The following is a 21,190-nucleotide window of genomic DNA, read 5'->3' on the forward strand; positions in this document are numbered from 1 at the left end:
GCGGAGGGAGCGGGGAGAGGCGATGAATCGTTTCAATCGCGTTGTTGCAGCGGTGATCCTTGGGCCTGGCACACAGGGGCGTCAATCCCCGTGCAGGCGGCACCTGCGGTGAGGGTGATCCTGCTGCGCGTAGGAACGATCTCGCCCTTCCGGCGATCAAGCATCCGTGGTAAGCGGCTGATTGCTTCCGTGGTGAGTGGCCGCTTGCGTCCCTGGTGAGCGGCTGGTCGCACCCGCATGCGCCGCTAGCTCACCGCCGTCAGCGGCAGCCGGACCGCCGGGGGCAGTGGCGGGATGGCCGGCTGGGCCCGCATGCCCTGGATCAGCAGGGCGGCGAAGCGCCGTGAGGCGGCCTCGTCGGTGGCCGGCGAGGTGGTCCGGATGCCGCCGTTGGCCATGAGCACCATGATCAGGTCGTCCAGGACGAAGTCCGGGCGCAACTTGCCCGCCGCCTTGGCCCGGCGGGCGAGTTCGGCGACCTTGCCCAGGGCCCGCTCCCGGTCCGCGGCGAAGTCGACCGCGCGGGGGAAGGCCGAGACGAACGCCGCGGTGAACCCCCGGTCCCGTGCGTGCAGTTCACACACCTTCTCGATCACCCGGCAGAAGCCGCGCCAGGGGTCGGGGTCGGCCAGTCCCTCGTCGACGAGGGTGGAACAGGCCGTCATCTGCTCGCCGAAGGCCTCGGTGACCAGCGCCTCCTTGGTCGGGAAGTGCCGGTAGAGGGTCGCGGGGCCGACCTCGGCACGCCGAGCGATCTCGCGCATCGCCACGTCCAGCCCCTGCTCGGCGAAGACCGTGCGGGCCGCGGCGAGGATGCGCTCGCGGTTGTCCCGGGCATCGGAGCGCAGGGAATGAGGCAAAAGGTTCGTCACCGCTCTCACTTTAGCCAAACGGACGGGGTGTTCCGTTACCGTCCCGGGACATGAGAGCACTGACATTCTCCGAGTACGGCCCCACCAGCGTCCTCGAGATCGCCGACATACCGGAGCCGCACGCGGGACCGGGCCAGATCCGGGTGGCCGTCCGGGCTTCGGGCGTCACCCCCGCCGACTGCTCCGTCCGTTCCGGCAGGTTTCGCGACTTCATGCCGGTGTCGCTCCCCCATGTGCCCGGCGTGGATGCCGCGGGTGTGGTCGACGAGGTCGGCGCCGGGGTCACCGGTGTCCAGCCGGGCGACGCCGTCTTCGGCATCGTCGACCTCGCGGCGCTGGGCGGTGGAAACGCCGAGTACGCCGTCCTGGCGACCTGGGCGCCGAAGCCGGCCGCGCTGAGCTGGGAGGAGGCCGCTGCCGCCGCGAACATCGAGACCGCGGCGCGTGCCCTCGACCGGCTGAAGGTCACCGACGGGACGACCCTCCTGATCGAGGGCGCGGCCGGCGGGGTCGGCACCGTCGCCATCCAGCTCGCGGCGGCCCGTGGCGCGACCGTCATCGGTACCGCCCGCGCGCAGAACCACGAGTTCGTGGCGGGGCTGGGAGCGAGACCGACCACCTACGGCCCCGGGTTGGGCGAGCGGGTCGGCGCCCTCGCTCCGAACGGCGTCGACGCCGTCCTGGACTGCGCCGGATCCGGTTCACTGCCCGATCTGGTGGACCTCGCCGGAAGCCCGGACCGGGTGGTGACCATCGCCGACCTGAACGCCGCGAAGTACGGGGTCCACCTGTCGACCTCGGCGCGCCCCGGAGGGGACCCGCAGGCGGTCGAGGGGCTGGCCGAGGCCGCCGCCCTCGCCGAACAGGGCCGCTTCACCGTGCCCCTCGCGGCCACCTTCCCTCTGGAGGACGCGGCCGAGGCACACCAGCTGAGCGAGACCGGCCACGCCCGGGGGAAGATCGTCCTCACGCTCTGAACGGGGGCGGGCCGCGCTCACCGGTGGCTCCGCGGCGAAGCCGCGCATGGGACCGGTTCGGCGGAGCGCTCAGGGCGGCGTTCGCCCTGACGTGAAGCTCGGGCCCCACGAGTGGCGGTGAGAACACAGGGCGGAGGGCCCGCGGGCGGGCTTCCCGCCCGTCTCACGCGGCGGCGCTCCGACGGGCGGCCGCGGGTGTCACATGCCTCGCCCGCCGATGCCGCCGTCGGGGGCGATCTCGTCGACGCGGGCGAGGTCGTCGGCGGTCAGCTTCAAGTTGGCGGCGGCGATGTTCTGCGCGACGCGCTCGGGGTTGCGGGAGCCGGGGATCGGGACGATGTAGTCCTTCTTCGCCAGCAGCCAGGCCAGGGCAAGCTGGGAGAGGCTGACGCCCTTGCTCTCCGCGAGCTTGGTGAGCTCATCCACGAGGGAGACGTTCTGGTCGAAGTTCTCCGGGGCCCACCAGGGGATCATGTTGCGGATGTCGCTCGGGTCGTAGTGCTCGCGGGACTGGACGGCGCCGCTGAGGAAACCGCGGGCCAGCGGGGAGTAAGCGACGAGGCCGATACCCAGCTCCTCCAGGACCGGGAAGAACTGCTCGGAGTCGTGGGCGAAGACCGAGTACTCGTGCTGGAGGACCGAGATCGGGTGGACCGCGTGGGCGCGGCGGATGGCGTCGGTGTCCGTGTTGGACAGGCCGAGGTACTTGACCTTTCCGGCGTCGACGAACTCCTTCATCACGCCGACCACTTCCTCGATCGGGACCTCGGGGTCGGGGCCGTGCTGGTAGAGCACGTCGATCACGTCAGTGTTCAGGTTGCGGAGGCTGTTGTCGACGACCTCACGGATGTGGTCCGGCTTCGAGTTGGGCGCGAAGGTCGGGGTGAGGCCGAATTTGGTCGCGATGGTCACCTCGTCGCGGATCGGGGCCAGGGCGTGGCCGAGCAGCTTCTCGCCCTCTCCCCAGCCGTACATCTCGGCGGTGTCGAAGTGGTTCACGCCCAGCTCGTGGGCGCGGCGGATGGCGGTGATCGATCCGGTGTCGTCCGAGGGGCCGTAGGCGAAGGCGGTGCCCATCGCGCCGTAGCTGATCTCTGAGACGGTCAGGCCCTGGCGGCCCAGATTGCGCTGCTGCATGAGTGACTCCCAATAGGTTCAAACCAAACGGTTCGGTTCGAGCATACACACGTCCGCCGCCTTCACCAAACCGAACGTTTCGGTGCGGCGGTCTGGGCATGCGGCTCCGGCGCGGGCGTGGGCGTCGTCGTGGTGGATGGGTATCCCGGTCGAGAGCGACGTACCGGACCCGCCGTGGTTGAGGGCCACGATCTCCCCGGTGATCGACAGCGCGGTCTCCTGGGGTGTCCTGCCCCCGAGGTCCAGGCCGATCGGTGACTTGAGCCGACCCAGCTCCGCCTCGGTCAGCCCCGCCTCACGGAGCAGGTCCAGGCGCTGGAGGTGGGTGCGCCAGGAACCCATGGCGCCGACGTACGCGACCGGCAGCCGCAGTGCCCGGGTCAGCAGCGGGACGTCGAACTTCGGGTCATGGGTCAGAACGCAGACGACGACGCGCCGGTCGAGCCGCTGGGTGTCGAGGTAGCGGTGCGGCCAGTCGACGACGACCTCGTCGGCGTACGGGAAGCGGTGCGCGGTGGCGAAGGTGGGCCGTGCGTCGCAGACCGTGACCCGGTAGCCGAGGAACGCCCCGGCCTGCGCGAGCGCCGCGGCGTGGTCGATCGCGCCGAAGACGAGCATGCGGGGAGCGGGCAGGGCGCACTCCACCAGCAGCGTCAGCGGGCCGACGCCGCTGGTGTGCGGGCCGACGTTCACCGTCCTGGTGCCTCCCGCCTCCAGTGAGGCGCGTGCCTGGGCCAGCGCCTTCCGGTCGAGTTCGGCGTCACCGAGGCTGCCGACGTGGCTGCCGTCCTCGCGTACGGCCAGGACCCGCCCGAGCAGTTGCCCGGGGCCCTCGACGACCGTGACCAGGGCGATGGCCCGGCCGTCGGCCGCGTCCGCCAACGCGGCGCGCAGTTGCGGGCGTTGCGCGGCGTCGATGCGCTGGACGAGGACGTCGAGTTCGCCTCCGCAGGTGAGGCCGACCGCGAACGCGTCGTCGTCGCTGTAGCCGAAGCTGTGCACCGCCGCGCCGAACCCGGCGTCCTCGCCCAGCAGTTCGGTGCACAGTGCGTGGACGCTGCCTTCGACGCAGCCGCCCGAAATGCTGCCGAGGGCGGTGCCGTCCTGGTCGACGGCGAGCGTGGCGCCGGGTGGGCGCGGTGCGCTGCCGCGTACGGCCGTGACGGTGGCCACGGCGAGGGGCGCGCCCTCGGCCCCATCCTCATCCCCGTCGAGGCGCTTCAGTAGTTCCTTGCCCAGTTCGAGCATGAGTGTCGTTCCTGACAGGCGTGTTGAGGGGTCAGCCCAGGAGTTTGTCGAGGGTGATGGGCAGGTCGCGGACGCGGATGCCGGTGGCGTTGTGGACGGCGTTGCCGATGGCCGCGGCCACGCCGACCGAGGGGAGTTCGCCCAGACCGCGCGCGCCGAGCTCGCTGACGACCGGGTCGGGCCGGTCGAGGTAGTGGACGTCCAGGTCGGGGATGTCGGCGTTGACAGGCACCAGGTAGTCGGCGAGGTTCCCTGCGGCGAAACGCCCGGACTCCTCCATGGGGTTGGCCTCCAGCAGGGCGTGTCCGATGCCGAAGATGACCGCGCCGGAGATCTGGCTGCGGGTGGTCCGCGCGCTCATGATGCGGCCGGCGTCGATGACGGTCGTGAACCGGGTGACGCGGGGTTCGCCGGTGAGGCGGTGCACCTTCACCTCGCAGAAGTGCGCGCCGAAGCTGTTCAGGGCGTACTGGTCGGGCGGCGGGGGCGCGGACGAGCCCGCTGTGGCCTGGACCCGGGGCAGGTCGATGGTCTGGAGCAGGCGCCGGAAGGTGACGGAGCGTCCGCCGCCGCTGATCCGTCCGTCGCTGTAGGTGACGTCGTCCTTGTCCAGGCCGTGGAAGGGCGAGCGCTCGTTCCCCACCGCCTGGTCGATCAGGGCGGTGACGGCCGCGCGGGCCGCCGCCTGTACGGCGGGGACGGAGCTGGCGGTCGCCAAGGAGCCTGCGGCCATCGCGCCCTGGGGCAGCGCGGAGTCGCCCAGGTCCGCCGTGACCCGCTGCAGCGGGATGCCCAGGGCGTCCGCGGCGGTGACGGCGATGACCGTGCGCGCCCCGGTGCCGAGGTCGGCGGTGGCGGTGCCCACGGTGGCGGTGCCGTCGGCCTCGAAACCGACCCGGGCCTGGGCCGGGATACGGCCGCCCCCGTAGATGGCGGTGGCCATGCCCATGCCGATCAGCCAGTCGCCCTCGCGGCGCGAGCGCGGCCGGGGGCTGCGGCGCGACCAGCCGAACCGCTCGGCCCCGACGCCGTAACACTCGTCCAAGTGCTTGCCGGACCAGCGCAGTTGGGTGCCGGGGACGGTGACGGCGTAGTTCTTGCGCCGCAGTTCCAGCGGGTCCATGCCGAGTTTGTCGGCCAGTTCGTCCATCGCCGTCTCCACGGCGAAGGCGCCGGGTGACTCGCCGGGGCCGCGCATCGCGCAGACCGGCGGAACGTCGAGTTCGACGAGCCGCTGGTCGACGGCGAGGTTCTCCGTCTTGTACAGCAGGGTCGAGGTGCCCTGGGCGGGGAGCATGGGCCATGCGCTGACGGCGGGGTCCTCCGCGTCCGACTCGTGCGCGACCACCTTCAGCGTGCCGTCGGCCGAGGCGCCGAGCCGCACCCGCTGGGTGACGGCCGAGCGGTGGCCGGTGAGGACGAACACCTGCTCGCGGGTGAGGACCAGCTTCACGGGCCGCTCGAGGTCCCGGGCCGCGGCGGCCGCGAGGACCGGCTCGCTCCAGGTGGGCGCCTTGCTGCCGAACCCGCCGCCGACGTAGGGGTTGACGACCCGTACCCGGTCGGGCTCGACCCCGATGCGGGCGGCGATGCTCTGGGCGTGGATCGCCGGGGCCTGGGTGCCGGTGTGGATGGTCAGGTGCCCTTCGTGCCAGATGGCGAGGGCGGCGTGCGGCTCCATCGCGGCATGGCTCTGCGCGGGCTGGGTCACGGTCGTGGTCACGGTGACGTCGGAGGAGCGCAGGGCGTCCTCGATGGAGTCGACGCCGGAGGCCAGCACGGTCGACCTGGCCGCTCCCCCGGGCTCCCCGCCCGGCGCCGTGGTGCCCGGTGATCCGGCCGGTAGGGAGGTCCGCGGCTCCTGCGCGTCGTAGGTGGCGGTGACGAGACCGGCGGCGTAACGGGCCTGCTCGAAGGTCTCGGCGACCACCAGGCCGATGATCTGGCCGCGGTAACGGACTCTGGTGTCCTGGAGCGGGGCGTAGTTCTCGACGATGGGGCCGCCGGCCGGCGCGTAGAGCTTGAGCGGGTTGAACGGCGTGTAGACGGCGACGACACCGGGCGCCTTGGCCGCCGCGGCGGTGTCCATGGCACGCACGGTGCCCTTGCCGATCGTTGCCTGCACGAGAAAGCCGTACGCCTTGCCCTGTGCCTGGTAGTCGGCGGCGTACCTGGCCCGTCCGGTGACCTTGGGCCGGGCGTCGACGCGGTCGAGGTCGCGGCCCACGGGAGACAGCGTCATTGGGCACCTCCGAGCTCGGTCAGGGCGCGCTGCACGGTCCGGCGCACCAGGGTGATCTTGTAGGCGTTGTGGGTCAGCGGGCGGGCGCCGTCGTCGGCGAGCGCCGCCGCTTCCTCGAAAGTGGCGGCCGTGCGGGGGCGCCCGGCCAAGGCGCGTTCCACCGCCGGCAGCCGCCAAGGGCGGGTGCCGACACCGCCGACCGCGACACGGGCCTCGACGACGGTGTCCCCGTCCAGGCGCAGGGCCACGGCGGCCGAGGCGAGGGCGAACTCGTACGACTGCCGGTCACGGATCTTCAGGTACGACGAGCGCCGCGCCCACTCCAGCGGGGGCACGGTGACCCCGGTGATCAGCTCGGCGGGCTTGAGCGCGTTCTCGATGTGCGGGGTGGCGCCGGGCAGCCGGTAGAACTCCCGCAGGGGGACGGTGCGTTCGCCGTCGGGGCCGCGCAGACTCAGGACCGCGTCGAGGGCCATCAGGGCTACGGCCAGGTCGCTGGGGTGTGTGGCGACGCAGGAGTCGCTGGTGCCGAGGATCGCGTGGATGCGGTTCTCTCCGTGGAGGGCGGAGCAGCCGCTGCCCGGTTCGCGCTTGTTGCAGGGAGTGGTCACGTCGCGGAAGTAGCCGCAGCGGGTGCGTTGCAGGAGATTGCCGCCGATGCTCGCCATGTTGCGCAGCTGGGGGGAGGCGCTGAGGTCGAGCGCCTGGCTGATGACGGGGTAGTGGGTGCGGACCAGGGGGTGCGCGGCCACGTCGCCCATGCGCTCCAGCGCGCCGATGCGCAGCCCGCGCTCGTCGCGGGAAATGCCGTGCAGCGGAAGGCGGTTGATGTCGACCACGCTGCGCGGGGTCAGCACGCCGAGCTTCATCAGGTCGACCAGGGTGGTGCCGCCTGCGAGGTAGGCGCTGGAGTCGTTCGACCGGTCCAGTGCGGAGCGCACGCTGGTGGGTGCGGTGAATCCGAAGGTGCGCATCAGCTCATCGCCTTCTTGCCGTCCTGCACGGCCCGCACGATGTTCGGGTAGGCGCTGCACCGGCAGATGTTGCCGGACATGTGCTCCCGGATCTCGTCGTCGGTGTGCGCGCGCCCCTCCTCGACCAGCGCCACGGCCGACATGATCTGCCCCGACGTGCAGAAGCCGCACTGGAATCCGTCGCGGTCGACGAACGCCTGCTGCATGGGGTGCAGCCGGTCGGCGGCGGGCTCCAGGCCCTCGATGGTGGTGACCTCGCTCCCGTCTGCGGACGCCGCCAGCGTGAGACAGGACAGCACCCTGCGGCCGTCGATGTGGACCGTGCACGCCCCGCACTGGCCGCGGTCACAGCCCTTCTTGGCGCCGGTCAGCTCCAGCCGCTCGCGCAGGGTGTCCAGGAGTGTGGCGCGGGGGTCCAGGTGCAGGGTCTGCCCGCTGCCGTTCACCTTCAGGCGCACGGTCAGGGTGCCCTCCGGCGCGGAGTCGCCGGGGGTCGAGCCCTGGGCCACTCCCACGGCCCCGACACCCACGGCCCCCACGGCGGCGGTGCCGCCGAGGAAGCCGCGACGGGAGAACCGGGAGCCGGCCTGCCTGTGTTGTCCTGTGGATTCCTGCATGAGCGCTCCTGGGTGCCTCGTAGGGGAAGGGTCCATGGGCACCGGGCGTCAGACATGGGCCGCCGCGTTCCGACCCGTACAGCCCGGTGGACGCTCAGCATGGCAAGGACCCGGCAGCGGAGGGAGGGACCGTTTGTCCGCCCATCGACGATCCCTGTCTGAGGTCTTGCCGGGCACGCTCAGGCGCTGATACGCCCGTGCGCGAGCACGTTGAGGAGCTGGAGCTTGTCGTGGTCCTCCGAGCCCGGGGTCGCCGTGAAGACCAGCAGGGCCTGGGCCTGGTTCTCGGTGAACAGCACCTGGCAGTCCAGGCGGAGAGCGCCGACCTCGGGGTGCAGCAACGTCTTGCGCTGTCCGACCTGCACGGCGACCTCGTGCAGGTCCCACAGCTCCCTGAACTCCGCGCTGCGTCGGCACAGGTCGTCGACCATGGCCACGAGGCGCGGGTCGTCACCGCCGTGCGACAGCGCCGCGCGCAACCCCGCGACATGGCTACGGCTCTGGAGCGCGTGGTCGGCCCGCGCGTAACGGCCGCGTGCGCGTGGGTCGGTGAACCACCGGTAGAAGCCGCTGCGGGCCATGCCCGTGTACTGGGTCTCGTCGCCCAGCAGCGCGGTGGCGAGACGGTTCTGTACGAGGGTTTCCGCGAGGTCGGATATGACCTGTGCCGGGGTGTCCTCCAGTCGGTCCAGTACCCGCATCAGCCCGGGGCTGACGTGCTCCTCACGGCGCACCCGTGCCGGCACGCCGTGCCCGGCGAGGCGGAAGAGGTGGTCGCGCTCGTCGAGACTGAGCCGCAGGGCGCGGGCCAGCGCGGCGAGGAGTTGCTCGGACGGGCGCGGCCCGCGCTGCTGTTCGAGGCGGGCGAGATAGTCCGTCGACATCCCGGCGAGCACCGCGACCTCCTCGCGGCGCAGGCCGGTAGCCCGGCGCCGCGTGCCCTTGGGAAGGCCTACGTCATGGGGCTGAAGTGCCTCGCGGCGGCGCCGTAGGAAATCCGCCATGGCCGCCTGATCGAAATGCTCCATACGCCCATCATCCGAGCGGGCGGTGACGACAGCCAGGGATCGGCGATCCCTGGCTGAGGCGCGCGCGGGGACTGGCCTCCGCGGAGGGACTGTCAGGCACGGTGGTGCCGACCCCGGCGCCGGAGCGTCCTGCCGAGCCCTGGCCACGGCCGACATCGGCGAACCGGACGTCTTCCCGCCGCCGGTGCCGTGCGCGAGCGCACTCGCCCTCTGCCTTGAGACGCCCGCGGCCCCAGGGTCATCAGATCTGGAAGCCACCGACCTCGATGCGCTGTGCCGTGACCCGGTGCATGCGGCCGGACAGGACGGCGGCGACCGTGGTGCCGACGTTGTCGGGGTTGCCGATCTCTCCGAAGGCGCTCAACTGTCCGATGCCGGCGCTGACGTTCTCGTCCTTCATGAGGCCGCCGCCGAAGTCGGTGGCGGTGGGGCCGGGGGCCACCGCGTTTACGGTGATGCCCCGGGGTCCGAGCTCGGCGGCCAGGTGGCGGGTGTAGACCTCGATGGCGCCCTTCATCATGGCGTAGCCGCCGGCGGCGGGCGCGGTGACGCGGGTGAGGCCGGAGGAGATGTTGACGATGGCGCCACCGTCGTTCATCAGCGGCAGGAGCTTCTGGGTGAGAAACACCGCGCCCTTGACGTGGACGTTCATCATGGCGTCGAAGTCGTCCTCGGCGAGAGCGGCCAACGGCTTGGTGATACCGATGCCGGCGTTGTTCACGAGGCAGTCGAACGTCTCACGGTCCCAGGTGTCCTGCAGGGTCGCGCGGATCTCCGCGACGGAGGCGTCGAGGGAGCCGAAGTCGGCGACGTCCTGCCGGAGGGCGACGGCCGTGCGACCGAGGTCCTGGACCTCCTTGACGACCCCGGCGGCCTCCTGCTCGTTGGAGCGGTAGGTGATCACCACGTCCAGGCCCTCCCGGGCCAGGGCCAGTGCGATGGAGCGGCCGATGCCGCGGCTGGCTCCGGTGACGATGGCGATCTTCGTGCTGTCGGTCACGGGGATTCTCCTCGTGTGTGTACCGAGCGGTTGTGCTCGGCTGTGTGCGTGCACCGTCCCTCGCAGCAGCATCACCGCCTCTCCCCGCGGTCGCATCTTTTTCCGATGCGGACGGCGGCGGTGCGGATCTCAGATGCCCCGTCGGCCGATGGCGCCGTCGGGGGCGATCTCGTCGACGCGGGCGAGGTCGTCGGCGGTCAGCTCCAGGTCCGCGGCGGCGATGTTCTGCACGACGCGGTCGGCGTTGCGGGAGCCGGGGATCGGGACGATGTAGTCCTTCTTCGCCAGCAGCCAGGCCAGGGCCAGCTGGGAGAGGCTGACGCCCTTGCTCTCCGCGAGCTTGGTCAGTTCGTCGGCCTTTGAGAGGTTCCGGTCGAAGTTCTCCGGGTCCCACCAGGGGGCGGTCCGGCGGAAGTCGTCGGCGGCGTACTTCTCACGAGGGGTGACGGCGCCGCTGAGGAAGCCGTGGGCCAGCGGGGAGTAGGCGACGAGTCCGATGCCGAGCTCCTCCAGGACCGGGAAGAACTGCTCGGAGTGGTGGGCGAAGACCGAGTACTCCTCCTGGAGCACCGAGATCGGGTGCACCGCGTGGGCGCGGCGGACGGCGTCGGCGTCGGTGTTGGACAGGCCGAGGTACCGGACCTTGCCCGCCTCGACGAGTTCCTTCATCGTGCCCACCACGTCCTCGACCGGGACGTCTGGATCGGGGCCGTGCTGGTAGAGCACGTCGATGACGTCGACGCCGAGATTACGCAGACTGTCCTCGACCGACTCCCGGATGCGCTGCGGCCGCGAGTCCGGGACGAAGCCCGGGTCGATGCCGAACTTGGTCGCGATCGTCACCTCGTCGCGGACGGGCGCTAGGGCGTGACCGAGCAGCTTCTCGCCCTCGCCCCAGCCGTACCCGGCCGCGGTGTCGAAATGGGTCACGCCGAGTTCATGGGCGCGGCGGATCGCGGTGATCGACACGGTGTCGTCCGAGGGGCCGTAGCCGACGGCGGTGCCCATCGCGCCGTAGCCGATCTCGGAGACGGTCAGGCCCTGGCGGCCCAGACTGCGCTGCTGCATGAGTCACTTCCCATGGATTCATACCAAACGGTTCGGTTCGAGCGTAGGCATGCGCTCCACTCCGGTCAAACCGAACGGTTTGGTATGCTGGGGCGCATGGCCCCCCGCACCAGCAGCACCGACACGACGAGCGACCGCATCATCGCCGCGGCAACCACCGAGTTCGCCCGCTACGGCATCGCGGGAGCACGGGTCGAGCGGATCGCCAAAACGGCGCGCACCAGCAAGGAGCGCGTGTACGCGCACTTCCGCGGCAAGGAGGCGCTCTACCGGTTCGTCGCCGGCCGGGAACTCGCGGCCATGGCCGAAGCGGTCCCGATGGACGCCGCCGACCTTCCGGGCTACGCCGGCCGCCTGCACGACCACGCGGCCCGCCATCCCGAGCGCCACCGGCTGATGATGTGGGGCCAACTGGAACTGCCGGCCGGGGAACCCGCCGCCGACGACCCGTTCCAGGAATCGCTGCGCCACAAGATCGAGCAGCTGCGCAAGGCACAGGACGCGGGCCACCTCGATCCCGCGTGGGAACCCGAGGACGTCCTGGTGTTCGTCAGTCAGCTGGCCCTGTCATGGGTCAGCCAGGCCAGTCTCGCTCCCGCCGACGAAGAACGCGACACCTTCCTGGCGGGCCGCCGCGCGGCCATCGTCGCCGCCGTCCAGCGCCTGTTCCCCGCGGCCGCCGGCGATACGGCCCCGGCAGCCGCTGCCTCCTGAGGGAGCACCTCGCCCGCAAGGGCGGGCGATCCGAGCACGGCATGAGACGCGGCTGGAACCAGGGGCTCGCAGGCACCGTCCGCAAGGCCCCGCAAACACGGGCGCCGGCGCCGGGCCATGTGAGCGGGGACCCGGCCCGGCGGCCGCGACGCCTATACGTCAGCGGACCGTGAGCCCCCCGCTGACCACCAGGGTCTCGCCGGTCAGATAGCTGCCGTGGCACAGTTTCCACACCCAGTCGGCGATCTCCTCGGGCTGGGCGGCGCGGCCCAACGGGACGGCGGCCACCGCCTCTTCCATGCGGCCGCCCGCGCGGGTGCCCGGGGTGTCCACCCAGCCGGGGGCGATCGCGTTGACCGCGATGCCGTCAGTACCGAGTTCGTGGGCCAGGGAACGGGTCAGACAGACCACGGCCGCCTTCGACGCGCTGTAGAGCAGCTGGCCCGGGGAGACGGCGAAGGCGTCGATGGAGGCGAAGTTGACGACCGTACCGCCTCCTGTGGCGCGCAGGGCGGGAACGGCCTCCGCGGTGACGTTGAGGGTGCCGAGGACGTTCACGTCGAAGATGCGGCGGTAGGCCGGCTCGTCGTAGTCGGCGAGGAGGCTGGGCGGGTAGATGCCGGCGGCGTTGACGACGGCGCGGAGACCGACAGGCTCCCCCAGCGCCTCCGCGACCGCCGTGCGGTCGGTGATGTCCACCGGCACCGGGCGGTAGGCCAGGCCCAGTTCGGCCGCCGCCTTGTCGAGGGCCTCCGCGTCCCGGTCCAGGGCGAGGACCGTCCATCCCTCGGTGAGGAAGCGTTCGGCGACGGCCCTTCCCATGCCGCTCGCCGCGCCCGTCACCAGGGCCGTGCTGCCGACAGGCTCAGTGTGCGAGGAAACCGCCATCGATGATCATCTCCGTTCCGGTGGTGAAGCTGGAGTCGTCGGACGCGAGGAAGGCCACGGCGCCGGAGATCTCCCGGACGTGGGCGCGGCGGCCCAGCGGGGTCTGCGGGATCACGCCGCCTTCCTTCTCGTGTTCGTTCATGGGGGTGCTGACCCCGCCGGGGCACAGGGCGTTGACGCGGACGCCGTCGGCGGCCAGTTCCAGGGCGGCGGTCTTCGTGAGCGCGATCAGGGCGCCCTTGCTGGCGCAGTAGGCGGCGTAACCGGCGGCGCCGACCACGCCGAAGATCGAGGCGACGTTGATCACCGAGCCGCCGCCGCCCGCGCGCATCAGGGGCACGGCGGCCTGGAGGCCGAGCAGCGGGCCCGTGGTGTTGACCGCGAGGGTGGCGTTCCAGTCCTCGGGGCGTTCGTCGAGGAGGGGGTTCACATGGATGATGCCGGCGTTGTTGACCAGGACGTCCAGGCGTCCGGTGGCCGACCGGGCGTACTCGACCGCGTGCGACCAGTCGGCCGGTGACGTCACGTCGAGATGCAGGTATACGACGTCCAGCCCCGCCTCCTGGAGCCGGGCCGCCGTGGCCTTGCCCTCGTCGTCCAGGACGTCGCAGGCGAGGACTCTGGCGCCTTCGGAGGCGAGCCGTTCGGCGTGCGAGGCGCCCTGGCCGCGGGCGGCGCCGGTGATCAGGGCGGTCCTGCCGGACAGGCGCGGACCGGTCACCGGTGCGGGCGGCATGCTCAACTGGGCCTCCTTGTAAGGGTATTCGTGAGATCTCTACATAGGGGTGTTCGTGAGATCTCCGCGGTGGGCCGGGCCGTGGATCACGGCTCGGCCCCACGGCTCACTCGGCCGCGGCCACCACGGGCGCCGGAACCGCCGCCGAGGCCTCTCGCCGGATCTCCACCGCGACCTGCTCGTGCAGTTCGTCGGTGGCGAATCCCGAGGCGACGCCCCAGTAGTAGGCGACGAGGGCGACCCCGAGTTCGATCAGCGTGCCGACGGGGAACGCGAGGTCCTTCACGGGCCCGAACTCACCGACGTACGACACCGGAAGCGTGGCCAGCAGCAGGAAGACCAGCCAGAAGCCGCTGCGGGTGTGCTGTCTGCCCTCGACATCGGCCAGCCACCAGACGGTGGCGACGTACGCGACGACGACGGCCGTGCTCGCGGCGCAGTAGACGGCGAACGACCAGCTGCCGTCGGCCGGTTCGGTGCCGGGGGCGAGGAACCAGCCGCCCCGGTCGGTGACGTAGATCCACAGGGCGAGGTAGACCGCGCTCACCGCGAGGCCGGTGCGTCGGGAGATCCAGCCGCGGTACGGGGCGTAGTGGGCGCCGTACACCGCGAGCCCGGCGAAGACCACGACCGTGAGGTTGACCAGGGTGACATAGCCCGCCCAGTACATGATCCCGGCGGCGGCGAGGAAGCCCGCCGGCGCCCAGATCCGAGGCTGGCGCAGCACGAACGGCCGTGGCAGGGACGGCGCGTGACGGCGCATCACCGGCAGACAGACCGCGGCCATCAGGGCGCTGAGCACCATCGCCGCGCTGATGAAGCCGACCAGCCGGTACCAGCTCGGCGCGGGCAGGAAGAACACGCAGCCGACGACGAAGGTCACCACGGTGGAGAACCAGGGGATGCCATGCTTGTTGGTCTTCTGGAAGGCCATGGGCAGGTATCCGTGGACGCTCAGGCCGAAGCCGACGCGGGCCGCGGTGCCGAGGTAGATGTAGCCGGCCGCGCCCGGGGAGACGACGGCGTCGATGAGCAGGACGGTCGCGAAGGCGCCGAGGGCCGCCATGGAGGAGGCGCGCAGGGCGTGCAGCAGCGGGCCGTCCGACCATGAACTGCCGCCCAGGGCCGACCAGTCGCCGACGGAGATCCCCGCGTCACCCCAGTTGACCGCGCCGACGAAGGCGATCTGGAGGGCGAGGTAGACGGCGAGCGGGATCAGGACGCAGCCCACGGTGCCCAGCGGGATCGTCCGGCGAGGGTTGACCACCTCGCCGCTGAAGTCGATGACCCCGCGGAAGCCCATCAGCGCGAAGGCGATGCCGGAGACCGCGACCGTCTCGAAGACCGAGCCGCCGCCTCCGGGAAAGAAGCCGTGGGCGGTGTAGTTGGAGGAGTTGAAGACGAAGAGCAGCAGGACGAAGGTGGCCGACGGGATGATGATCTTCCACCAGGTGACCCAGCGGTTGGCCTCGCTGAGCAGTCGTACGCCGAACGCGTTGATGAGGTAGAAGAGGATCATCAGGCCGATGGCGGTGAAGATGCCGACCGGCCAGGTCAGCACCGAGACGCCCTCCTTGACCTCCAGCATGTCCAGGCCGGGGAAGGCGTCGCCGAGGTAGGTGATGACGGCGAGGGCCTCGATCGCGGGCAGTGAGATGTTGGCGATCCAGTACGAGAAGCCCATCAGCCAGCCGGTCAGACCGCCGTGGGTGAGGTACGGGTAGCGGACGATGGCACCGCTGCGGGGCAGTGCGGCGCCGACCTCCATCCACGCCAGCGCGATCAGCATGATCAGGGCGCCGCCGATGAGCCAGGAGATGATCGCCGCGGGGCCGGCGGCACCGGCCGCGTAGAGCATGGCGAACAGCCAGCCGGAGCCGATCTGGCCACCGACGCCGAGGAAGAGCACCTGCTGGAGCGACATGGTGCGGCGCAGCCTGCCGTCCGCGCCCTCGTCCGGAACCGCTGATGGGGACTGCTCAGGGGATTGCGGCACGGGAAACCTCCGAAAAGACCTGGGGATGGTGGGAGGAGCCTGAGCGTGAGGGTGCGGGGAGGTCCGGGTCCGACGACGGCGGTGTGCGTACGACCGTTGACCGCCTCAGCGCTTGCGGTGAGTATGGGGAGCCCCTGAGCGATTGGTGAACCCTCGAAGTTTCGGGGTTCCTCAAGGCAGAACCTTTGGCCGGTGCCCTTGGCACGGCGTGACGACCCGGCGGACACCGTGACCCTGCAGCAGCTGACCTACTTCCTCGCCGCCGTCGAGCACGGCTCCTTCTCCGCGGCCGCCGAGGCCCTCTACATCGCCCAGCCGAGCCTGTCCGAGCAGATCCGGCGCCTGGAGCACTCGCTCGGCGTCCCGCTGTTCATCCGCACCAACCGCAAGCTGGTGCTCACCGAGGCCGGCCAGCTGCTGCTCCCCCGCGCCCAACACGCGCTGGCCGCCGCGAAGGAGGCGGAGGAGTCGGTGCGCGGAGTGCGGACGCTGACCGGAGGCACCGTCTCCCTGGGCACGTTCAGCAGCGCACAGCACCTGATGCTGGGCGATCTGATCGCCGACTTCCGCGCCCGCCACCCGCAGGTGCGGGTCCGTGTCGTCGGGCTCAACTCCACAGAGGTCGCCGACGCCGTCCGGGAGGGCACGCTGGAGGCGGGGCTCGTCTCGCTCCCCGTGGACGACCGCGGCCTGGACGTGAGCAGTGCCGTTTGGACGTGCGAGGCCGTCTACCTCAGCGCCGACCCGTCACGCACCGCCGAGCCGCCCACCGCCGAGCGGCTGGCCGATGCCCCGCTCATCCTCCCCGAGGCCCGCTGGGGCAACGCCGACCCCACCCGGCGCCGACTGCTGGAGCGCGTGCAGAAGGAGGGCTTCTCCCTGACCCCGGTGGTCGAGGTCGAGTCCCCCGCCCTGGCCGTCGAGCTCGCCGCCCGCGGGGTCGGCGACACCGTCAGCTCCCTGCCCCTGGCCCGCCGGCTCGGCTACATGAACCGTCTGCACGCGGTCTCCCTGGACCCGCCACTGCACGAGACGTTCGCGTTCATCACCCGACGGGAAGCCCACCTGTCCCCCGCGACACGAGTGCTGATGGAGCTGGCCGCGAAGCATCTGGCCCGCCTGGGAAGCCCCGCCCAGCCATAGGGAACGGCTATGGGTGTTGCCGGAAAACACGGCTTCACCTGGAGCGGGCCCGCTGCCGATACTTCGGTCATCCCCCCGCCCTTTCCCTCGCGCCCCGCACGGATCCCGCCCACGAAGGGAATCCCCATGCCCCGCTACTGCGTCATCGGCGCCGGCGCCGCAGGCGTCTCCGCCCTCCAGCGGCTCCGCGCCCTCGGGCACGACGTCGACTGCTTCGAGAAGACCGACCGGGTCGGCGGCCACTGGCACACCGACTACGACGCCCTCCACCTCATCACCTCGCGCGACATGACGACGTTCGAGGACTTCCCGATGCCGGACCACTACCCGCACTTCCCGCGCCGCGACCAGGTCCGCGCCTACATCGAGTCGTACGCCCGCGAGCACGGCCTCTACGACGTGATCCGCTTCGGTACGGCGGTGACGAGCGTCGAGCCGGTCGAGGGCCCCGCCGACGCGCGCCCCGGTTCGCACGGTTGGCGTGTGAGGACGTCGTCCGGCCACGACGAGGTCTACGACGGTGTCCTGGTCGCCAACGGCCACCTCTGGGACCCCAAGATCCCTGAGATTCCGGGTGAGTTCACCGGGAAGACGATCCACTCGGGGTCGTACCGCAACGTCTCCGACCTGGCGGGCGACCGCGTCCTCGTCGTCGGCGCGGGCAACTCCGGCTGCGATCTCGCCGTGGACGCCGCCCAGCACCGCATCGACGCCGACATCGTCGTCCGGCACGGATCGTGGTTCCAGCCGAAGACCTACTTCGGGGTGCCGCGTCAACAGGTGCCGTTCCTGGCCGAGTTCTCCCCCGCCGAGCAGGATCTGATCAACCGGCTCATGGCCCGTCTGTCGATCGGTGACTGGCACGCCTACCCGGGCCTGCCGCAGCCGGAGGGCGCCACCCTCGCCGAGGGCCGCGCGGTCGTCAACGACCTTCTCCTGTACTGGATCCACCACGGCCGCATCACCGTCCGCCCCGGCATCGAGCGCTTCGACGGCACCACCGTCCACTTCACCGACGGCACGTCCCGCGACTACGACACCGTCCTGTGGGCCACCGGCTTCAACGTCCGCCTCCCCTTCCTCGAGGACTCCCTCTTCCCGTGGACCGCCGGTGCACCGGTCCGCTACGCGGGCGGCATCGTCACCGAGACGGTCGAGAAGCTGTACTTCATCGGCCTCATCGCCCCGCGCGGTCCTCAGATCCCGATCTACGGCATGCAGGCCAAACTCGCTGCCAAGATGATCGAGTTGCACGAGAAGGCTGGTCCGTCGGGCGCCCCACTCGCCCGGTACCTGGCGTCTCTTCAGGAGCCCGAGACGGGCATCGACGTGGTCCGCGACGGCTGGCTGAGGCAGATGGCCGACACAGAACGCCTGCTCGCCGCCTACGAGTTGTCCTCCGGCGACACGGCCCCCTCGCTCCAGACTGTGTAGGACCGGGCCCGTCCCCACAGGATTTGCCTGCGGGGACGGGCCTGACCGCTACGCGCTCACGGGCCGCGGCTCAAGGGGCCTGCCGGCCCGCCCAGTGGTCGGCGAGGTCACGCAGTCGGTCGGCAGCCAGGGCCAGGCCGATCTGCATATCGCCCGGTTCGTCGACCGCGTCGGCCGTGCACCGGGCGAGCCAGGAGCCCACGGCGTCGCCCACTGTGTCGCCGTTCAGGCTGGCCGAGAGCCGTCCCAGCGTGGAGGCATTCGGCGTGCCGGCAGTCAGCTCCAGCCGTTCACACAGGTCGCGGTCGGCATCAGCGGCGAAGCGGGCGATGGCGGCCAGGGACACGGCTCCGCCGAGGACGGCGACCAGGCACAGCGCGAGCAGGGGTCCAGGCGGTAAGCGGCGGCCTCGGACCCGTCGGGGCTCGGGTGCCGGCCCAGCACGTCCGCCAGGCAGGCAAGTGCGGCACTTCCGGATCCGGGCAGGCGGAGTCGATGTCTGCGCAGTGGCACCGCAGGACACCGATCAGAGAGGATGACACGCGAACTCGACCCCTGTTCATGATGAAAGGCTTCGACAATCTTGATCATCAGGTTCGCATTCACTGCCGCCAGTCGGGCTGTTCGAGCACTGTTCAATCTATCGGGGACACCCGCTCACTAGGTCACCTAAGAGCGCATCCGTCCTGGCTGCTCACGCCGCGGTGAACCGTTCCGCGGCATCCCAGAGTTCACCTTCGCGCCGTGGGTCGTAGGACTCCTCCGACGAGCGGTCCACACCGCCACGGTCGACGTAGGAGCCGGTCGGCGCCTGGAACGTGCCGAGGACGACGTCAGCGAGATAGCGACCCGCGGCGTTGCGGCTGGTGGCGAAAGGGGTGAGGGTCATCACCGGCAGGATGCGCCGCATCGCAAACCGGGAGACGGGGTCGGCGTTGCGGGCGAGGTCGGTACCGGGGACGAAGCCCGGGTTGTAGGCGACAGCGTCGATCCCGGCCGGCAGGCGGCGCGCGTACTCGTGCACGAGGTAGATGGCGGCCAGCTTGCTCGTCGAGTACGCCGTGCGCCCGGCGGCCACGGTATCCGGCTTGGGGAAGGCGCCGGTGCGGGCAAGGATGTCTGGGGACTTCCAGGCCGGGCCGGGGACCATGCCCATGTTGTGCTTGAAGTCGCCGAAGTGGGTGTCGCTGGCGGTGATCACGATCCGGGAGGGAGGGGCGAAGCGGTCCTGGAGCATGCGGATGAACAGGTGGTGGGCGAGCACGTTGACCGTGAAGGTGGCCTCGAACCCGTCGGGTGTCTCGGTGAGCGCGTTCGTGTACTGCATGCCCGCGTTGCCCACGAAGCCGCGCAGCGGCGGGAGGACGCCGCGATCGAGCCGGTCACGGATCTCGGTGGCGACCGAGCGGACACTGTCCAGCGAGCCGAGGTCCGCCGAGACGTACGAGACCGCGTGCCCGCCCGTAGCGAGTTCCGCGGCGAGCTGTGCGCCGGAGGATCCGCGGGCGACGACGAGGAGGCGCACCTCCGGCGACTGGCGCAGGATGTGTCTCGCGGCGACGCGGCCGATCCCGCGGCTCGCGCCCGTCATCACAATGGTGTGCTTCATGCAAGGCTCCTTCACTGCTTCGCCGATGCGCCCGGCTCGGACACATCTCCACGCTCGCCGTTTGCACCACCGCCAACCAGTGCCGTCCCCGTCACTAGGACCGGCAGTACCCAGGCTGATGCGCCGCCGCGCGGCGAGAATGACCCCATGGCTTCCTCCCGCTCCGATTTCGGCGCCCTCCTGCACGCCTGGCGAGACCGCCTGGCTCCGGCCGACGCCGGATTCCCCGTGACGGACGGCCGTCGTGCCCCAGGACTGCGCCGCGAGGAGCTCGCGCAACTGGCCGGGCTTTCCGTCGACTACGTCCTGCGCTTGGAACAGGGACGTGCGAAGAACCCCTCGGCCCAGGTCGTCGGCGCCCTCGCCCGGTCCCTTCAGCTCTCCAACGCCGAGCGTGACCAGCTCTACCGGAGCGCCGGGCTCCTGCCGCCGCAGGACGGGACTGTCAACACCCATGTACCCGCGAGCGTCCAACGGCTCGCCGCGCGTATGGGCGACGTCCCGGTCGGCGTGTTCAGCGCGGACTGGTCCCTGGTGTGGTGGAACACCATGTGGAGCGCCGTGTTCGGCGACGCAGCTGTCATCCCGCCCGCCGAACGGAACCTCGCCCGTGCGCTCTTCGGCGACGGCGTCGCACACGCCGCAATGCTTCCCGTCCAATCCGAGCGCGGACCAGACGTCTTCGAGGCGTCGATCGTCGCCGACCTCAAGGACGCGGTGTCCCGTTATCCCGGCGACGCCCAGCTCGATCGTCTAGTACAGGAACTGCGAGTCGTGTCCGACGCCTTCGCTCGTTACTGGGCCACGCAGACGACCGCCGCCCAACACACCACTGACCGCAAGACGATCCAACATCCGAAGATCGGCAACATCCACCTCGACTGCGACGTCCTCGTCGTCCCCGGTGCCGACCTGCGTATGGTCGCCTACACGGCAGCGACCGGAAGCAGCGACGCGGGCAAAATGGACCTTCTTCGCGTTACAGGTGGCCACACCGCCACCGCGCTCCCCTGACCGACGGCTGCTGGGCGGTTTCACCAAGCTGACTGGGGCGAAGCTCACCGCTGCCGCCCACCACTATCGGTCGGGGCCCGAGCGCGCGCTCGACCTGCTGCATCTCGCAGCCTGGGAACGCATCAGTCCTGCCACGGAGGCCGCGAGCCCGCGCCGGTAGCCCGACACGGCGAACAGCAGCACGGTCAGCAGTATGACCAGGTCGAACAGCGTAATGAAAGAATCCCATTCCTGTCCCATGACCAATTAATTGCCTTGGGACAGGAAAGGCGTCCGACGGAATTCTCACCGCCCCCGAACGTGAGCCATATCGCTCCGGCTAAATTCGAGGAATACCTCGGTGAGGTATGGGATTTTTTCTCCCAGGAGGGCTCCTATCCTAGGAGAGAATTCCCTAGCCTCGAACTTTCGTGGTGGGCCGTCGACGAAGTCGGCGGCCCATTTTGTTGTCGGTGGTGGAGGGCGGGCAGGCTGAGGGCCCGGGTGTCGTCTC

The 21,190-nt window shown here is 70.8% G+C and carries 19 protein-coding genes; 5 read left to right on the forward strand and 14 right to left on the reverse strand.

Translation table 11 applies throughout. The features are described 5' to 3' along the window. Positions 1–245: 245 nt before the first annotated feature. Positions 246–872: a TetR/AcrR family transcriptional regulator gene (locus ABT254_RS39230; RefSeq protein WP_351481476.1), complete on the reverse strand. Its 627-nt coding sequence runs from the start codon at positions 870–872 to the stop codon at positions 246–248. A 50-nt stretch (positions 873–922) separates the two neighbouring features. On the opposite strand from ABT254_RS39230, the gene ABT254_RS39235 reads away from it, so the two are divergent. Continuing rightward, entirely contained in the window at positions 923–1,849 is a 927-nt protein-coding gene (locus ABT254_RS39235; RefSeq protein ID WP_351481479.1) for an NADP-dependent oxidoreductase, read from the forward strand. 198 nt (positions 1,850–2,047) lie between these two features. On the opposite strand, the gene ABT254_RS39240 is transcribed toward ABT254_RS39235, so the two are convergent. The 8 genes from ABT254_RS39240 to ABT254_RS39275 form a co-directional block, all read right to left on the reverse strand. Further along, entirely contained in the window at positions 2,048–2,986 is a 939-nt protein-coding gene (locus tag ABT254_RS39240; RefSeq protein WP_351481482.1) for an aldo/keto reductase, read from the reverse strand. Positions 2,987–3,004: 18 nt separating this feature from the next. Further along, on the reverse strand, positions 3,005–4,234 hold the full coding sequence (locus ABT254_RS39245; RefSeq protein WP_351481485.1) for an XdhC family protein: 1,230 nt from the start codon (positions 4,232–4,234) through the stop codon (positions 3,005–3,007). A 31-nt stretch (positions 4,235–4,265) separates the two neighbouring features. Next, positions 4,266–6,476, reverse strand: coding sequence for a xanthine dehydrogenase family protein molybdopterin-binding subunit (locus ABT254_RS39250; RefSeq protein WP_351481488.1), 2,211 nt, complete (start codon positions 6,474–6,476; stop codon positions 4,266–4,268). After that, the gene (locus ABT254_RS39255) at positions 6,473–7,450 is read right to left on the reverse strand and encodes an FAD binding domain-containing protein (protein ID WP_351481491.1); all 978 of its coding nucleotides are present in this window, start codon (positions 7,448–7,450) and stop codon (positions 6,473–6,475) included. The genes ABT254_RS39250 and ABT254_RS39255 overlap by 4 nt, the downstream gene beginning before the upstream one ends. Then, positions 7,450–8,067 (reverse strand): (2Fe-2S)-binding protein, encoded by a 618-nt coding sequence (locus ABT254_RS39260; RefSeq protein WP_351481494.1) that lies wholly within the window; start codon positions 8,065–8,067, stop codon positions 7,450–7,452. Before ABT254_RS39260 ends, ABT254_RS39255 begins: the two co-directional genes overlap by 1 nt. A gap of 179 nt (positions 8,068–8,246) precedes the next feature. Continuing rightward, positions 8,247–9,095, reverse strand: a complete 849-nt coding sequence (locus ABT254_RS39265) for a helix-turn-helix transcriptional regulator (RefSeq protein ID WP_351481496.1) — start codon at positions 9,093–9,095, stop codon at positions 8,247–8,249. A gap of 241 nt (positions 9,096–9,336) precedes the next feature. Then, positions 9,337–10,095 carry an SDR family NAD(P)-dependent oxidoreductase gene (locus ABT254_RS39270; RefSeq protein WP_351481499.1) on the reverse strand — a complete coding sequence of 253 codons (759 nt, stop codon included), beginning with the start codon at positions 10,093–10,095 and terminating at the stop codon, positions 9,337–9,339. Positions 10,096–10,224: 129 nt separating this feature from the next. After that, positions 10,225–11,163, reverse strand: a complete 939-nt coding sequence (locus tag ABT254_RS39275; protein ID WP_351481502.1) for an aldo/keto reductase — start codon at positions 11,161–11,163, stop codon at positions 10,225–10,227. A gap of 96 nt (positions 11,164–11,259) precedes the next feature. Between ABT254_RS39275 and ABT254_RS39280 the strand changes: the two genes are divergently transcribed. Next, the gene (locus ABT254_RS39280) at positions 11,260–11,877 is read left to right on the forward strand and encodes a TetR/AcrR family transcriptional regulator (protein ID WP_351481504.1); all 618 of its coding nucleotides are present in this window, start codon (positions 11,260–11,262) and stop codon (positions 11,875–11,877) included. A gap of 159 nt (positions 11,878–12,036) precedes the next feature. On the opposite strand, the gene ABT254_RS39285 is transcribed toward ABT254_RS39280, so the two are convergent. The 3 genes from ABT254_RS39285 to ABT254_RS39295 form a co-directional block, all read right to left on the reverse strand. Then, the gene (locus ABT254_RS39285) at positions 12,037–12,765 is read right to left on the reverse strand and encodes an SDR family NAD(P)-dependent oxidoreductase (protein WP_351481506.1); all 729 of its coding nucleotides are present in this window, start codon (positions 12,763–12,765) and stop codon (positions 12,037–12,039) included. Then, positions 12,743–13,501 (reverse strand): SDR family NAD(P)-dependent oxidoreductase, encoded by a 759-nt coding sequence (locus ABT254_RS39290; protein WP_351481546.1) that lies wholly within the window; start codon positions 13,499–13,501, stop codon positions 12,743–12,745. Before ABT254_RS39290 ends, ABT254_RS39285 begins: the two co-directional genes overlap by 23 nt. A gap of 106 nt (positions 13,502–13,607) precedes the next feature. Further along, positions 13,608–15,497, reverse strand: coding sequence for an APC family permease (locus ABT254_RS39295; RefSeq protein WP_351481508.1), 1,890 nt, complete (start codon positions 15,495–15,497; stop codon positions 13,608–13,610). Positions 15,498–15,689: 192 nt separating this feature from the next. On the opposite strand from ABT254_RS39295, the gene ABT254_RS39300 reads away from it, so the two are divergent. Then, complete coding sequence (locus ABT254_RS39300) at positions 15,690–16,640, forward strand: LysR family transcriptional regulator (protein WP_351481510.1); 951 nt, start codon at positions 15,690–15,692, stop codon at positions 16,638–16,640. A 126-nt stretch (positions 16,641–16,766) separates the two neighbouring features. Next, positions 16,767–18,074, forward strand: coding sequence for a flavin-containing monooxygenase (locus tag ABT254_RS39305; protein ID WP_351481513.1), 1,308 nt, complete (start codon positions 16,767–16,769; stop codon positions 18,072–18,074). A gap of 70 nt (positions 18,075–18,144) precedes the next feature. On the opposite strand, the gene ABT254_RS39310 is transcribed toward ABT254_RS39305, so the two are convergent. Beyond that, positions 18,145–18,597 carry a transposase family protein gene (locus tag ABT254_RS39310; RefSeq protein ID WP_351481516.1) on the reverse strand — a complete coding sequence of 151 codons (453 nt, stop codon included), beginning with the start codon at positions 18,595–18,597 and terminating at the stop codon, positions 18,145–18,147. A gap of 171 nt (positions 18,598–18,768) precedes the next feature. Then, positions 18,769–19,683 carry an SDR family NAD(P)-dependent oxidoreductase gene (locus ABT254_RS39315; protein ID WP_351481519.1) on the reverse strand — a complete coding sequence of 305 codons (915 nt, stop codon included), beginning with the start codon at positions 19,681–19,683 and terminating at the stop codon, positions 18,769–18,771. Between the two features lie 147 nt (positions 19,684–19,830). On the opposite strand from ABT254_RS39315, the gene ABT254_RS39320 reads away from it, so the two are divergent. Further along, positions 19,831–20,697: a helix-turn-helix transcriptional regulator gene (locus ABT254_RS39320; protein ID WP_351481522.1), complete on the forward strand. Its 867-nt coding sequence runs from the start codon at positions 19,831–19,833 to the stop codon at positions 20,695–20,697. Positions 20,698–21,190 lie beyond the last annotated feature (493 nt).

It is taken from the genome of Streptomyces sp. NPDC001137 (genome assembly GCF_040298885.1).
Taxonomy (GTDB): domain Bacteria; phylum Actinomycetota; class Actinomycetes; order Streptomycetales; family Streptomycetaceae; genus Streptomyces.

Excerpts from the sequence above, each read along its gene's own strand:
- ABT254_RS39235 (WP_351481479.1), top strand. The coding sequence starts at position 923 with ATGAGAGCACTGACATTCTCCGAGTACGGCCCCACCAGCGTCCTCGAG.
- ABT254_RS39240 (WP_351481482.1), bottom strand. The coding sequence starts at position 2,986 with ATGCAGCAGCGCAATCTGGGCCGCCAGGGCCTGACCGTCTCAGAGATC.
- ABT254_RS39245 (WP_351481485.1), bottom strand. The coding sequence starts at position 4,234 with ATGCTCGAACTGGGCAAGGAACTACTGAAGCGCCTCGACGGGGATGAG.
- ABT254_RS39250 (WP_351481488.1), bottom strand. The coding sequence starts at position 6,476 with ATGACGCTGTCTCCCGTGGGCCGCGACCTCGACCGCGTCGACGCCCGG.
- ABT254_RS39255 (WP_351481491.1), bottom strand. The coding sequence starts at position 7,450 with ATGCGCACCTTCGGATTCACCGCACCCACCAGCGTGCGCTCCGCACTG.
- ABT254_RS39260 (WP_351481494.1), bottom strand. The coding sequence starts at position 8,067 with ATGCAGGAATCCACAGGACAACACAGGCAGGCCGGCTCCCGGTTCTCC.
- ABT254_RS39265 (WP_351481496.1), bottom strand. The coding sequence starts at position 9,095 with ATGGAGCATTTCGATCAGGCGGCCATGGCGGATTTCCTACGGCGCCGC.
- ABT254_RS39275 (WP_351481502.1), bottom strand. The coding sequence starts at position 11,163 with ATGCAGCAGCGCAGTCTGGGCCGCCAGGGCCTGACCGTCTCCGAGATC.
- ABT254_RS39280 (WP_351481504.1), top strand. The coding sequence starts at position 11,260 with ATGGCCCCCCGCACCAGCAGCACCGACACGACGAGCGACCGCATCATC.
- ABT254_RS39285 (WP_351481506.1), bottom strand. The coding sequence starts at position 12,765 with ATGGCGGTTTCCTCGCACACTGAGCCTGTCGGCAGCACGGCCCTGGTG.
- ABT254_RS39290 (WP_351481546.1), bottom strand. The coding sequence starts at position 13,501 with ATGCCGCCCGCACCGGTGACCGGTCCGCGCCTGTCCGGCAGGACCGCC.
- ABT254_RS39305 (WP_351481513.1), top strand. The coding sequence starts at position 16,767 with ATGCCCCGCTACTGCGTCATCGGCGCCGGCGCCGCAGGCGTCTCCGCC.
- ABT254_RS39315 (WP_351481519.1), bottom strand. The coding sequence starts at position 19,683 with ATGAAGCACACCATTGTGATGACGGGCGCGAGCCGCGGGATCGGCCGC.
- ABT254_RS39320 (WP_351481522.1), top strand. The coding sequence starts at position 19,831 with ATGGCTTCCTCCCGCTCCGATTTCGGCGCCCTCCTGCACGCCTGGCGA.